A 13,237-nucleotide genomic window follows, 5' to 3' on the forward strand; every position below is an offset into this window, starting at 1 on the left:
CCATCACCGCCAGACCCGTCACCCCGATTTGAGCCGTCCCGGTCCTACCCGTGTTCGTCATCCAGCAGCCTTTCGATTGTTGTTACCGCAAAACGCTTTTCCACCGGCAGCGCAACCGGATATGTCAGCGAGGGCAGAGCCCCCGCCACTGGTGGGGGAGCTCTGACCTACACCGGATTCTTCGTGTGAACGACGCCCGTCAGGCGGCCTCGAAAACGATCTCCGGCGCAACATCCGGCGTCGTGTCCGGGTAGGCCGCCCACCAGGCTGCGCACGCGGCGCGCCAGCTGTCGAGGTCATCTTCACGGCCATCGATGCTGATCTTCGAGCCCGACACCCGGGCCACTGCATCGCCACAGGAGTAGGCCCCGTTGTCGGCGGTGGTCTCCGGGTATTCCTCGTAGAGTTCGCCGAGGGATCGGATCATGTACTTGGGGCGTTCGTCGACGCGGGCCGTCAGGGCCGTCTGGGGTGAGTCCACGCCGGTCAGCACGAGGACTGTGTCCATGCCTGCCCGGTTACCGCCCAGGATGTCGGTGTCCAGCCGGTCGCCGACGACGAGGGGGCGCTCGACACCGGAGTGGCGCGCCGCCGTCTCGAAGAGCGCCGGTTCCGGTTTCCCTGCGGCCAGCGGCATTTTGCCGGTAGCGGTGGCGATCGCGGCCACCAGTGCCCCGTTACCGGGAGCGAACCCGCGCTCCTGCGGAAGGGTCATGTCCAAGTTCGTCGCGACCCAGAGGGCACCTGCTTGGATCGCGTAGGAGGCCTCGGCGAGATCTTTCCAGCCGAGGTTGGGGGAGAACCCCTGAATGACCGCGTCGGGCTGACCGTCCGATGCGGAGATGACGACGAGTCCCTGCTTGGTCACCGAGTCCGCGAGGACCTGACTGCCCACGACGAGCACGGTCGCGCCCGCAGGCACCTGACGAGCCAGCAGTTCCGCGCCGGCCAGGGCAGATCCGAACACCTGCTCGGCGGTCGCGGGCGCACCCAATTCCCTGAGGTGGGCTGCGACCTCTTCAGACGAGCGCGACGCGTTGTTGGTCACGTATGCGAGGCTCTTGCCCTCGCCTGCCAGCTTGTCGAGCGCCTCGGTGGCGCCATCGATCGCGCTCGGGCCGGTGTATACGACGCCGTCGAGGTCGGCGAGCACGCCGTCGAAGTTGTCAATGAGCCGAGTCGTCATCGCTTCCTAACTTCGCCGGTCCTGCAAGCCGGCTGCGCCTTGTTGATACTGCGGGGTGCCCGGCTCGGGGCCCGCATCAAACGCCGTCCGTCGGCGTCGCCGAACCATCCGAGAGACCACGGGCCGACGCAGACCTCAACGTGCAGATCGGCGATACGCCGCTTGGCAAGGGCCCGCAACGATCTGCGGGTCCTTGCCAAGCCCTTGGCCGGCTCGTGCAGTCCGTTGAGACACAACGACTTCGCGCCGTCCATCGGGACGGAAACCGGGCAAGGAGTGGCCTCGGGAGAGCGCGCGTCCCGAGAGTGGGTAACCCCCACGACGGTTCGGGCTTCACTGACGAGAGTCACGGGATAACTTCCTTGGTTGGTTTTGTGCGCGACGAGTCTCAGACACGGTGACTGCGGATTGGTTGAGCTGCCGGATCAGCCGGGACGGCGTAACGGGCAGAGCTCGCCGCCATCCTATCCGGACAGCAGCCAGTCGGACGCGGCTTTGCGGTAGCGGATGATGCCCTTGTACTCGGCCATGTCATCCGGGAGTTCGGCCAGAACCTCGCCCGCGCGCTTACGCCAGGCCGGGACCTTTGCGATGTCGGTGAGTGGCAGAAGGTAGGTCCGGATGAGGAAGAGGATCGAACCCGAGCGGGGCAGGCGGATGAGCTGCTGAACTTCCACCCGCAGATGGACGCGCTCCGGGAGAGCGGGGTCCGTGGAGATCGTGCTGCGGTCCGCGGCCCAGTTGGGATAGGTCTCCGTGGAGGTGTCCAGGCGCCGGTCGATGGTCATGGTCCAGTTGGTCCGGCGGTAGGACTCGCCGGGCTGCAGGCTCATGAGGAAGTGCTGGGCCCGGGAGATGATCTTTTCCTCTTTGACCCGCGGCACAGGGCCGTGGATCTCGGTGAAGCTCATGCCGACGTCGAATCCGATGGACCAGTCCGCGGCGAACGTGACCACACCGGCGTCGAGCCACAGGGCCTTGTCGCGTTGCTCGAGGAAGACGATGTCGTCCTGGATCTGGCTGCCCAGGAAATCCAACGGATCGCCGGTGGGCAGTGACGCGTCGTCGCCGATGGTGAACTCGATGTCGAGATTCAGCAGGGTGTTGCGCCAGCGGACGTGGTCCCCGTCGCGCTGCCAGGACATCTTGTCGGGATTGTCCTCGGCCATTTCGGGCAGCAGGGTGGTGATGGCATCCCACACTGCGGGGCGCATGTGCGGCAGGGCGTTGATGCGCGAGGGATCCCGCTGCAGGACCTCGGCGCGCAGCTTCAGATCCTCGACGTAGAACTCGTCGACGTCCACCACGGTCGTGCCCCAGCCGCCGGCTTCGGTCTCCGTCAGCTTGCGGGACGGCTCGACGTTGGCGCTGTAGCGGTATTTATCACCGGTGTAGGGGAACGGAAAACGACGGATCCGATCCGGCAGGGTCGCCGTGTCCAGGTCGCTGTCGAAGGTGATGGTCACAGGTCCAACTCCAATTCTTCACCCAAGCTGCGGGATACGCAGCACATCATGAGTTCGTTCTCTTCCTTCTCCTCGTCGCTCAGGTAGAGATCGCGATGCTGAGGAGTTCCCCGCAATACGGGGATCGTGCACTCGCCGCAGATGCCTTTGCGACACATGTTGGGGATCTGCTTGCCCTCTTTTTCGAGGGCCTCCAGCAACGAGACGCCGGGCGGAACTTCCAATCGGACGCCGCTGCGGGCCAGGATCGCCGTGAACGGTTCGCCCGCGTCCAGCTCACCCGCGCCGAAGTGCTCCAGGTGAAGCAGTGCCTCCGGCCAGCCCAGCTCGCGTGCCTGGTTGAGGACCGAATCCATGAAGTCGGCCGGCCCGCAGACGAAGAGGTGAGTGCCGAGCCGTTGGGTGGTGAGCGCTTTGGCGAGGACCTGCTGGAAGCTCTCGCGGCCATGGCATTCCGTGAGCGCCGGTCCCATCAGATTCCGGACGTCCTCGACATGCGCGCCTTCGCCGGGCCGGTAGACGTAGATCATGGAGGCCGATACGCCCCATTTGGCCGCGTTCATGGCGTGCGAAACCAAGGGCGTGATTCCGATGCCTGCGGCGACGTACAGGCTGTGCTTGGCGTTGGTGATCGGCGCAAAGTTGCTGCGGGGGCGCGAAACCCACACGCGGTCGCCGACGACGAGCCGGTGCATGGCCAACGAACCGCCACCGCCGTCTTCGACCAGCAGGACCGAGATGGTGTATTCGGTCGGATCGTCGCCAGAACCGGTGAGAGAGTAGGCGTTCGCGCCGAGGTTCGCGGAATCCCCGTACTGGATCACCAGATGGCTGCCCGCGACATAGGAAGGCAGGGTGGCCCCCGACGGGTCGCTGAACGCGATGCTGACGATCGAATCCGTCTGCATCACACGGCTTGTCACTTCCAGCTCGATGCCGTCTTCGATCGCCGGGTGGACGATGGGCTGGAGGGCTTCAGTGGCGGTCATCATGCCTCCTCGGCGTGGGCGGAGTAACCCAGGTACCCGCCGAGCCGGCGAGAGAAGTGGTCGGTGGTGGCGAGGACGATGCCGCATCCCTGGCAGGGCACCTCGACGGAGCCGTGCACACCGGTAGTGGTGGTGCCGACGTGGCAATGGCCGCAGAACACGACCCACGGGCTGTCCTCATCGGGCAGCAGGGTGATCTCTTCGTCCACCATGCCGCAGGCTTGGGCGGCGGCGGAGGCGGCATGTACGTCGACTGCCGGGCCGACGAGTACGAGACGGGCGCCGACGCATGAGCGGTCGAGCGCGGACCTCAGCTCGGCGAGGCTTTCCGGGTTGGCTGATGTGAAATGGAGGTCGTATCTGGGCCGGTCACCGGTGTCCCGACCCGCGGTGTCACCTGTGTCGCCGAACGACGCACAGATGACACCGCGGAAACCCGGCTCCAACGACATAGACGTGGAACGCATGGGGTTTGGTGTCCTTACGGGGCGAAGGTGCGGTCGCCGGCGAAGAAGCCGAGGCCGTATTCGGGGGTCTCGAACTTGACGGTGGTGCCCTTGGGGAAGAACAGCACGTCACGCTCCTTGGCGTGGGTGACCTCGCCGGTGTCCAGGTCGGTGAGGATGAACTCACCCTTGACGACGAGCTTCATCTCGTCGTAGGTGTACGTGTACACCAAGGGCTCTGACTTCTTCAGCTCGAAGAACCCCGAGCTCATGACGGTCCCTTCCGGGTTGTGGAGGGAATCACCGATCGCGGCGTCGACACCGGGCTCGTTCATGCTCGGCAGCCCTTCGTAGCCCTTCTCCACCTTGTGGATGGCCCCAGCCTTGGTGAGGGTTCCGATGGTTGTGATTTCTGTCGTCATGCTTGCTTACTCCTGTTGTGTCAGAGCTGATCACGGTTGTCGGGCCTGACCGTCGTTCGACAGGACTGGTCGATTTCGGTGCGCGTGACGGCACGCCGAAAACTAGGTCAGGAGCTCCCGGGTCGAGGTCCCTTGGGGGATCCTCTGCGACCGACATCCGCTCTTCCATGAAGGCCAGCCGAGCTCTGGCTTGAGCTCTGCTGCTGTGATGCCGATCACGTCCCACCGCTGAAGTTACGCCACTTAATTCATCTAGTCCAGACTTTTTTAGAAATATTCACGGCTGGTTGGGCTGGATGGCCCGCGTCGCGCGAATCCCTTGTGCCCGCAGCGGTCGTCCGCGGTACCGCTACCAGCGGTGACGCTTCGACGTCCTGAGGCGCAAGCCTGAGGAAGCTGCCGCCGATCTTCGCCGAGGCGCCACCTGCCGGCCCCGCTCGACTCCGCCGTGCCTGCGGCGCGAGTCGTCGTCGCCGTGTTTCCAGCGCCGCATTCAGCTCCGGATCGGAGGTCCCGGCTGAGGCGGATCTGTTCCCGAACAAGCGATTTCATGCCTGGTCGCGTCGGTAATCGCAACGTTGTGGCCTCGGGGCGGCTTCCGGGCCCCGATTCGGGTGCGTCTGGCATGCCCGCAACCGGTGGGGACGGCCGGGTGTTGACCGCCCGGCTGCCGACGTTCACAGGGTTCCCGCCGATCTTTCACTGCGAGTTGCCAGGTTTGGCGCCTGGCGTAGCTTTCCCGCCTGGCGGCAGGGGGCGTTTTGCCTGTTGGCGGCGTTGTGGCGGGGCATCCCGCACGGGTTTCTGGAAGCCGACGGAGGGCGTCTCTCCTGTGCGTCGGCTGCGTGTGCCAAAAAAAGTCTCGATAAAAGCTACCGGACTGCAACATTAAGCTGTAACCTCTGACGTGATCCAACTCACAGAAGGTGCCGCGGGAGCGGTCCGACACCCTTCGAGGGCGCGGATTGAGAGAGACACTCCGGCCCCCACGCCCCGCCCACACCGGTGCCTTCCGCAAGACCTCGACGGAGGACTCGCTCGGCTCCCAGCCACCCGCACCTGTCGAAAATCGACACCCCTCACATATCCAAAGGGAGATCCTTGTGACCGAAAGTCATTCTGAAGAAGTCGGTGACCTGAAGAGGTCCATCGACTGGAAGCAGGGCCTGGCCATTGCGTTGGGCGTGCCACTGTTGATCCTGCCCTCGTTGGGCTACATCCCCATGTATCTCGGCGCCGCCGCGATCCTGGTCTGGGGTCTGTCGGTGCTGCAGGGTTTTGCGCAGAGCACCGCCTATGCCGAAATGGCCACCGCCTTTCCGGAGGCCTCGGGTCTGCCCGGATTTGCGCAGCACGTATTCGGCAACGGAAACCGCCAGGGCAAGTACGACATGAGCAAGCTGCTCGGCGGCTTCAGCGCGTGGAGCTACTGGTTCGCTTGGACGCCGGTACTGGCGATCTTCTCCATCCTGGTCGGCGGCTACCTGCACGGGGTGTTCCCCGCGCTGGACATGTTCACCGACTACCAGCTGTCGCTGATGTCGGGCGTGGTGATCTTCAGCATTCTGTTCGTGGTGAACTGGTTCGGCCTCAAAGACGGCGCCAAGCTCGGTTACGTTCTGGCGGCCATATCGCTGATCCCGCTGGTCATCCTGACCGTCGCGCCTTTTGCCACAGGACATTTCGACATGTCCAAGATCACCGGTGACTGGATGCCCGCCGACTGGTCCTGGGACCTGCACCACATCCTGATCCTGTTCGGCGTTTTCGCGATCGCCCAGTGGAGTGCTTGTGCCTGGGAAACCGCGGCAATCTACGGCCCCGAATACAAGAATCCCGCCAAAGACGTTGCCAAAGCCCTGTTCTCGTGCGGCATCATCTGCTTCTTCTCGTTCGTGCTCGTCGAGGCCGCGGTGATCGGTGTGCTCGGCGTCGACGGGGTTCAGGCCGAGGCCGTTTCGCCGCTGCTTCCCGTCGCCAACGCCGTCTTCGGATCCGCCGGTTCCGCGATCACGATCATCATGTTGATCGCCGCCATGGTCCTGATCATCCAGACGGCCTACCTCGGTTCGTCTCGTGCCATGCACTCCATGGCCGTGGAAGGCAACCTTCCCAAGGCCCTTGGCAAGACCAACCGACAGGGAACTCCGTGGGTGGCCATGCTGGTCATCGCAGTCTTCAACCTGGTGCTGATCTCCATGGGAAACCCCGCGGCGATCGTTGCTGCCTCTGCGATCGGTTACACCTGCGCCAACGGCATCAGCCTGTTCGCCTACGTCAAGGCGAAGCGGGATCCTGCCTTCGCCGGCCTGGAACGGCCTTTCAAGGCACCCAAGGGCTGGAAGGGCGTCGCCCTGGCGTTCGGTCTGTTCAACCTGCCGCTGTGTGTCGTCGGCGTGGTGTACCTGAACAGCCTCGAGATCGGTTGGGCCCCGACCTGGGTGGGCTTCCTCGTCTTGGCGGTCTACATCCCGATCTGGGCGTACTCCCAGCATGAATGGCACCGCTCAAAGGCTCAGGTGGTTCCTGTCGCCGGCTAGCGAGCACTCACGAGAAAGACGGGAAGGCAGAACCTCTGCCTTCCCGTCTTTCGGATGTCTGCAGTCAGGAGGACTGGCGGTTGGTGCTGTAGATCAACGAGAGCCCCAGGTGCGGAACATCGAGAGTCACTCGATGCTGATCGGGCGTACCGGATTTGATGCGCTCACCCACCAAATACATCCCGGAATTGCCGAGGATGACCCGGTTGCTGGCGTTGACCAGGGCGGCATCGCCCGGAATCAACAGCAGATCCGGCATGATGATGGGCTCCAGGTCCGTGAGCCGGATATCGCAGCCGGCCACTCCCGAGAAGTGCCCATGGACCGAGAACGGGGCCATGAACGTGAGGATGTATTCGTCGAAGCCCGAGTAGTCGATGTACGGGCCCCATACGGTCTGCTCACCTGTGGCAGCGGCGGTCGAGAAGAACGGCAGCTTTTCGTAGTCGTAATACCGGGCGCTGCCCGGAGTGATGTCGAAATCGAGGCGTCCCAGGGCGCCGGATTCCTTACGGAACCACCATTCGAACGCGTGGCCGCCCTCCTCGACGGAGGCCGCAGCGAAGAAGGTGCCCGCGCCGACGGCGTACGTGTTCTTCGTCAGGAAATTTCGGGAGAGCTCGTCCAATCCGGTGAGCGCCGCCCGGCTCACCTTCGATTTGCCCGCGAGATTTCGATCGAGCAGCGCGGCAACGTCTTTGGCGAGGCTCTTGGTTTCGGTGGCGACGCCGTTGATCCACGAGGTGAGGGCGTCGACAGCCCGGGAGACTTCAGTGGTCGAGTTCATTGGCCCTCCTGAATCATTGCGGCCTCAGCGGAGGAACTGCCGTCGGGTGCGGTCGCTGGACTGCTCGGTCTCGACTGGGCATACCCGAGAACGAGTTTCGTGTCGATCAAGTGGAAGATGTTGCGCCTGATGTGTTCCAGTGTCAGTTTCTGGGCCCTCTCGGGCTGGTCCTGAGCCACTGCCCGGACCAGTTCCAGGTGCTCGGCGGTTGCGCGTTCCGGGTCGTAGGCCTCTGCGACCGTGAAGGGCGCCCACAGCTGTCGAACCGTTTCTTCCTGGAGGCGGATTTCGGCGTTGGCCAGCCTCGGTGATTGCGCGGACACGGCCAATTCGATGTGGAAGCGGCTGTCGGCGGATGCGCGTGTTTCAGGGGTCTCGGCGAGGACCAGGGCTCGGGCAAGTTCTTGCAGACGGTCGAAGTCGTGTGCTTCTGCTCGCTCGCATGCCAGCCGGATGGTGGCGGCGGCGATGGCGGAGTGTTCGTCACCGATGTCGCGGATCTCCGAGATGGACGTCGAGAGAAACCACTCCCGCATGATGTCGGTCTCGGGCTCGGGCTGATTGACGACGAAGGTTCCCCCGCTGCGGCCGCGGCGCGTCTCGACGACCCCTCGTTCGCGCAGTTCCGACAACGCTTCCCGCAGCGTCGCGCCGCCGACCCCGAACATCTCCGAAAGCGCGGCCTCAGGGGGCAGGCGTTCACCTACTTTGAGCAGCCCGAGGGCGATCGCCTTGGAGATTCTCTCGACAATCGCGTCGGCCCTCTCGATTTCCGGCAGGGACCGATAAATCTGCGACTGGAAGGGGGTCGGCGTGGCCAAAAGTCTGCGCTCCGAAAATGGACTACGAGGTGAGTCGATCCTAGGTCGAAGCCGTGGCCCGCGGTGCCGACTACGGCGTCGCGGTTGGGGTGCTGAGGCCCTCGGCACATCACGGCTGGGCACGCTCCGCCGGGACCGTACGGAGGGGTCAGGGTGGCTGACCAATCCAAAAGTGTAGTCAGAACCGTCAGAAAACAGTATTACCCCCACCCGTTCGCTTCGGGATTATTGGTTTCAGTCAAGCCAATCATTCGTTCGGGCCGTCACGGCCCGACGACCGATCGAAGGGGGTAACCATGACGCAAGCCGCAGAAGCCGACGGCGCCGTGAAGGTCGTCGGAGACGACATCACCAACAACCTTTCCCTTGTTCGGGACGAGGTCGCGGACACCGCGGCGAAAGTCGACCCGGAGCAGGTGGCTGTCCTCGCTCGCCAAATCGTCCGGCCTGGACGGGTTTTCGTGGCAGGCGCCGGTCGCAGCGGGCTGGTCCTGCGCATGGCCGCCATGCGGCTGATGCATTTCGGCCTCACCGTGCACGTCGCGGGCGACACCACCACCCCGGCAATCGCAGCCGGCGATCTGCTGCTGGTGGCTTCCGGCTCGGGCACCACCTCCGGTGTGGTCAAGTCCGCCGAGACGGCCAAGAAGGCCGGCGCGCGCATCGCCGCCTTCACCACCAACCCGGATTCTCCGCTGGCCGGTCTGGCCGACGCCGTGGTGATCATCCCCGCCGCGCAGAAGACCGATCACGGCTCGCACATCTCGCGGCAGTACGCCGGATCCCTTTTCGAGCAGGTGCTGTTCGTCGTCACCGAAGCCGTGTTCCAGTCGCTGTGGGATCACACCGAGGTCGAGGCCGAGGAACTCTGGACGCGCCACGCCAACCTCGAGTGACCCGGACCTCGACGACCAACTCTTACTTCACATTCCATACCCATCGCAGTACCCAACAGAAAGAAGGCACCCAATGAAGCTCCAAGTCGCCATCGACCTGCTGTCCACCGAAGCCGCCCTCGAGCTGGCCGGCAAGGTTGCCGAGTACGTCGACATCATCGAACTGGGCACCCCCCTGATCAAGGCCGAAGGCCTGTCGGTCATCACCGCCGTCAAGAAGGCTCACCCGGACAAGATCGTCTTCGCCGACATGAAGACCATGGACGCCGGCGAGCTCGAAGCCGACATCGCGTTCAAGGCCGGCGCTGACCTGGTCACGGTCCTCGGCTCGGCCGACGACTCCACCATCGCGGGTGCCGTCAAGGCCGCCCAGGCCCACAACAAGGGCGTCGTCGTCGACCTGATCGGCATCGAGGACAAGGCCACCCGTGCACAGGAAGTTCGCGCCCTGGGTGCCAAGTTCGTCGAGATGCACGCTGGTCTGGACGAGCAGGCCAAGCCCGGCTTCGACCTGAACGGTCTGCTCGCCGCCGGCGAGAAGGCTCGCGTTCCGTTCTCCGTGGCCGGTGGCGTGAAGGTTGCCACCATCCCCGCAGTCCAGAAGGCCGGCGCAGAGGTTGCCGTCGCCGGTGGCGCCATCTACGGTGCAGCCGACCCGGCCGCCGCCGCGAAGGAACTGCGCGCCGCGATCGCCTGATCCTGATCGTTTAGCACTCCCATAACGGTGGCGTCCCGCATCCTGAAAGCAGTTGCGGGACGCCACCTTTTGGTTTTTCTACCCTGAAATATCGCATCAACTCACCCGCCGCGGTACTCGTCTGCACACGTGTTTCGCTCGGCGGCGCGCTCCTTCCTGGGAAGATCTCGCCCGCTGACACTTTCGCGCAACCGTGAGGTCGACGACGCCGTACCGCCTTGTCGAGAGCTGGAATTCCACCATGTCCGCTGACCACGGTGATTCGAGTGTGAGGCCCGGACGCAACCTGCTCCGGGATCCGCGCGATCGTCGCTTGAACCGCATCGCCGGTCCGTCCTCCCTTGTCCTGTTCGGAGTCACCGGCGATCTCGCCCGGAAGAAACTCGTGCCCGCGGTGTACGACCTCGCCAACCGGGGTCTGTTGCCGCCGAGCTTTGCCTTGGTGGGCTTCGGCCGGCGCGAATGGACGAACGAGGACTTCGCCGCCGAGGTCAAGGCGAACGTGAAGGCTTACGCCCGAACACCTTTCGACGAGGCCGTGTGGGAGCAACTCTCCGAGGGCATCCGCTTCGTCCAAGGCGCGTTCGACGACGAGACGGCGTTCAAGCGGCTGCGCGCCACGCTCGAGGATCTCGACGAGCAGCGCGGCACGCGCGGCAATTACGCCTTCTACCTTTCGATCCCACCCAAGGCCTTCGAACAGGTCTGCCGCCAGCTCTCCGAATCCGGGCTGGCGCAGGCCGAGAATGACAAGTGGCGCCGAGTGGTCATCGAGAAGCCGTTCGGACACGACCTCGAGTCGGCCCGCCAACTCAACGACGTCGTCGAGTCCGTGTTCCCGCCGGACGCCGTGTTCCGGATCGACCATTACCTGGGCAAGGAGACGGTCCAGAACATCCTGGCCCTGCGCTTCGCGAACCAGCTCTTCGAGCCGCTGTGGAACGCGAATTACGTTGACCACGTACAGATCACGATGGCCGAATCCATCGGCACCGGCGGCCGGGCAGGTTACTACGACGGTGTCGGCGCGGCCCGCGACGTCATCCAGAACCACCTGCTGCAGCTGTTGGCCCTCACGGCCATGGAGGAACCGATCTCGTTCGACGCCGACGATCTGCGTGCCGAGAAAGAGAAGGTCCTGGCCGCGGTCAAGCTGCCGGATGACCTGTCGACCCATTCGGCGCGGGGACAGTTCACCGGCGGTTGGCAGGGCGGCGAAAAGGTCCTGGGCTACCTGGAAGAAGAGGGCATCCCCGCGGACTCCACCACGGAGACCTATGCGGCCATCCGGGTGGACATCAACACCCGGCGCTGGGCCGGAGTGCCCTTCTACCTGCGTGCGGGCAAGCGCCTGGGCCGCCGCGTAACGGAAATCGCCGTGGTGTTCAAGCGCGCACCCAACCTGCTGTTCCGTGATTTCGCCGAGGACGACTTCGGCCAGAACGCCGTCGTGATCCGGGTTCAGCCCGACGAGGGCGCCACGATCCGGCTGGGTTCCAAGGTCCCGGGCACCCAGACCGAGGTGCGCGACGTGACCATGGACTTCGGCTACGGCCACTCGTTCACCGAGTCCAGCCCCGAGGCCTACGAACGCCTCATTCTCGACGTGCTGCTGGGTGAGCCGCCGCTGTTCCCCCGGCACAACGAAGTCGAACTGTCCTGGAAGATCCTCGACCCGTTCGAGGCCTACTGGGCGAGCCTCGACGAACAGCCAGAACCGTACGCACCCGGAAGCTGGGGCCCTGCCTCGGCCACTGAGCTACTTGCCCGCGATGGGCGGACCTGGAGACGGCCATGATCGTAGATCTTTCGGACACCACCACCGCAAAGGTTTCCAAGGAACTCTCGACCCTGCGGGAGCAAGGGGGCGTGATCGCGCTCAGCCGGGTGCTGACCCTCGTGGTGATCACCCGCTCCGGCTTCGAAGAGGACGCCATCGAGGCCGCCAACGAGGCCAGCCGCGAACACCCGTGCCGGATCATCGTCCTCAGCGACAGCGGGGCTTCGGCTCCGACCCGGCTGGACGCTCAGATCCGGGTGGGCGGTGACGCCGGCGCTTCCGAGGTCATCATCCTGCGCGGCTACGGGGAGCTGGCCACCGAGGGCGAATCCCTGGTCGCGGGCCTGCTGCTGCCCGATGCGCCGATCGTGGCCTGGTGGCCGCATGGCGCTCCGGACAACCCAGCCGAGACCTCCATCGGACGCATCGCCCACCGCCGGATCACCGACTCGGCCAACGAGGGCGAACCTCAGGTGGCGCTGGCAAGACTTCGCGACACGTACCGGGCCGGCGACACCGATCTCGCCTGGACCCGCCTGACGAAGTGGCGGATCCAGCTGGCGGCGGCGCTGGATCATGCGGATGCCTCGCCCATCACGGCTGTCACCGTCGAGGGCGCGTCGGACTCCGCGAGCACCCTGCTGCTCGCGGCGTGGCTCAAATTGTCCCTGCAGGTCCCGGTGACTGTCGTGGCCGACGGCGCAGGGGTCGGCATCCGCCGCGTCCGCCTCAGCCGTGCCGCCGGGGACATCGAGTTGGTCCGGCCGCATCGGTCGGTGGCAGAACTGACCCAGCCGGGACAGCCTCTGCAGCGGATCTCCCTGCCTCGCCCCACCCTTCAGGACTGCCTCGCCGAAGAACTCCGCCGCCTCGACCCCGACGAGGTCTTCGGCGAAACGGTGCGCAGCCTCGGAACTTTCCCGGTGCAGCAGAAAGCGTCGTGACGGTAACCGCTACCGCGTCACCGCAGGCCGTGGCTGTTGGCCAGCGCGATGGCCTCGGTGCGTGAGCTGACGTCGAGCTTGCGGAACAGGTTCCGCACGTGGAACTTGACGGTGTTCTCGCTGATCCCCAGTGTCAGGGCGATGGTCCGGTTGCGCTGGCCGGCGACCAGGTGCTGGAGCACTTCGAGTTCCCGGGGGGCGAGGTCCCACCCTGTCTCTTATACACATCTCCGAGCCCACGAGACTACGCTGCAGCTGGTATG

Annotated in this window: 12 protein-coding genes and 1 pseudogene; 5 read left to right on the forward strand and 8 right to left on the reverse strand. The window is 64.8% G+C overall.

Annotated elements, in window-relative coordinates; translation table 11 throughout:
• Positions 1–199: 199 nt before the first annotated feature.
• The 5 genes from A5784_RS28520 to A5784_RS28540 form a co-directional block, all read right to left on the reverse strand.
• On the reverse strand, positions 200–1,186 hold the full coding sequence (locus A5784_RS28520; protein WP_064948230.1) for an HAD-IIA family hydrolase: 987 nt from the start codon (positions 1,184–1,186) through the stop codon (positions 200–202).
• A gap of 464 nt (positions 1,187–1,650) precedes the next feature.
• On the reverse strand, positions 1,651–2,652 hold the full coding sequence (locus tag A5784_RS28525) for a heme-dependent oxidative N-demethylase family protein (protein WP_082945135.1): 1,002 nt from the start codon (positions 2,650–2,652) through the stop codon (positions 1,651–1,653).
• The gene (locus A5784_RS28530) at positions 2,649–3,641 is read right to left on the reverse strand and encodes a PDR/VanB family oxidoreductase (protein ID WP_082945136.1); all 993 of its coding nucleotides are present in this window, start codon (positions 3,639–3,641) and stop codon (positions 2,649–2,651) included. Before A5784_RS28530 ends, A5784_RS28525 begins: the two co-directional genes overlap by 4 nt.
• A complete protein-coding gene (locus tag A5784_RS28535) occupies positions 3,641–4,108 on the reverse strand; it encodes a dimethylamine monooxygenase subunit DmmA family protein (RefSeq protein WP_064948231.1) in 468 nt (155 codons plus the stop codon). The genes A5784_RS28530 and A5784_RS28535 overlap by 1 nt, the downstream gene beginning before the upstream one ends.
• 14 nt (positions 4,109–4,122) lie before the next feature.
• A complete protein-coding gene (locus A5784_RS28540; RefSeq protein ID WP_064948232.1) occupies positions 4,123–4,509 on the reverse strand; it encodes a cupin domain-containing protein in 387 nt (128 codons plus the stop codon).
• A gap of 1,103 nt (positions 4,510–5,612) precedes the next feature.
• On the opposite strand from A5784_RS28540, the gene A5784_RS28545 reads away from it, so the two are divergent.
• The gene (locus tag A5784_RS28545) at positions 5,613–7,049 is read left to right on the forward strand and encodes an APC family permease (RefSeq protein WP_064948233.1); all 1,437 of its coding nucleotides are present in this window, start codon (positions 5,613–5,615) and stop codon (positions 7,047–7,049) included.
• A gap of 64 nt (positions 7,050–7,113) precedes the next feature.
• Here the strand turns inward: A5784_RS28545 and A5784_RS28550 are convergent, their stop codons facing one another.
• Entirely contained in the window at positions 7,114–7,836 is a 723-nt protein-coding gene (locus A5784_RS28550; protein ID WP_064948234.1) for a cache domain-containing protein, read from the reverse strand.
• Positions 7,833–8,657, reverse strand: a complete 825-nt coding sequence (locus tag A5784_RS28555; RefSeq protein ID WP_064948235.1) for a FadR/GntR family transcriptional regulator — start codon at positions 8,655–8,657, stop codon at positions 7,833–7,835. Before A5784_RS28555 ends, A5784_RS28550 begins: the two co-directional genes overlap by 4 nt.
• Before the next feature lie 296 nt (positions 8,658–8,953).
• Here A5784_RS28555 and hxlB point away from each other — a divergent pair, with 296 nt between their 5' ends.
• The 4 genes from hxlB (at position 8,954) to A5784_RS28575 (ending at position 12,974) form a co-directional block, all read left to right on the forward strand.
• Positions 8,954–9,553 (forward strand): 6-phospho-3-hexuloisomerase, encoded by a 600-nt coding sequence (gene hxlB, locus A5784_RS28560; RefSeq protein ID WP_064948236.1) that lies wholly within the window; start codon positions 8,954–8,956, stop codon positions 9,551–9,553.
• Between the two features lie 73 nt (positions 9,554–9,626).
• Positions 9,627–10,250 (forward strand): 3-hexulose-6-phosphate synthase, encoded by a 624-nt coding sequence (gene hxlA / locus A5784_RS28565; protein WP_064948237.1) that lies wholly within the window; start codon positions 9,627–9,629, stop codon positions 10,248–10,250.
• 241 nt (positions 10,251–10,491) lie between these two features.
• A complete protein-coding gene (gene zwf, locus A5784_RS28570) occupies positions 10,492–12,048 on the forward strand; it encodes a glucose-6-phosphate dehydrogenase (protein ID WP_064948238.1) in 1,557 nt (518 codons plus the stop codon).
• Entirely contained in the window at positions 12,045–12,974 is a 930-nt protein-coding gene (locus tag A5784_RS28575) for a glucose-6-phosphate dehydrogenase assembly protein OpcA (protein WP_064948239.1), read from the forward strand. The genes zwf and A5784_RS28575 overlap by 4 nt, the downstream gene beginning before the upstream one ends.
• A gap of 17 nt (positions 12,975–12,991) precedes the next feature.
• Here the strand turns inward: A5784_RS28575 and A5784_RS37865 are convergent.
• Positions 12,992–13,180 (reverse strand): annotated as a pseudogene (locus A5784_RS37865) (response regulator transcription factor); the annotation flags it as partial.
• Positions 13,181–13,237: the final 57 nt, after the last annotated feature.

This window comes from Mycobacterium sp. 852013-50091_SCH5140682 (genome assembly GCF_001665685.1).
GTDB lineage: Bacteria > Actinomycetota > Actinomycetes > Mycobacteriales > Mycobacteriaceae > Mycobacterium.

What these genes read in the sequence shown, in the direction of transcription:
- A5784_RS28520 (WP_064948230.1), bottom strand. Translation starts at nt 1,186, where the DNA reads ATGACGACTCGGCTCATTGACAACTTCGACGGCGTGCTCGCCGACCTC.
- A5784_RS28530 (WP_082945136.1), bottom strand. Translation starts at nt 3,641, where the DNA reads ATGACCGCCACTGAAGCCCTCCAGCCCATCGTCCACCCGGCGATCGAA.
- A5784_RS28535 (WP_064948231.1), bottom strand. Translation starts at nt 4,108, where the DNA reads ATGCGTTCCACGTCTATGTCGTTGGAGCCGGGTTTCCGCGGTGTCATC.
- A5784_RS28540 (WP_064948232.1), bottom strand. Translation starts at nt 4,509, where the DNA reads ATGACGACAGAAATCACAACCATCGGAACCCTCACCAAGGCTGGGGCC.
- A5784_RS28550 (WP_064948234.1), bottom strand. Translation starts at nt 7,836, where the DNA reads ATGAACTCGACCACTGAAGTCTCCCGGGCTGTCGACGCCCTCACCTCG.
- hxlB (WP_064948236.1), top strand. Translation starts at nt 8,954, where the DNA reads ATGACGCAAGCCGCAGAAGCCGACGGCGCCGTGAAGGTCGTCGGAGAC.
- hxlA (WP_064948237.1), top strand. Translation starts at nt 9,627, where the DNA reads ATGAAGCTCCAAGTCGCCATCGACCTGCTGTCCACCGAAGCCGCCCTC.
- zwf (WP_064948238.1), top strand. Translation starts at nt 10,492, where the DNA reads ATGTCCGCTGACCACGGTGATTCGAGTGTGAGGCCCGGACGCAACCTG.
- A5784_RS28575 (WP_064948239.1), top strand. Translation starts at nt 12,045, where the DNA reads ATGATCGTAGATCTTTCGGACACCACCACCGCAAAGGTTTCCAAGGAA.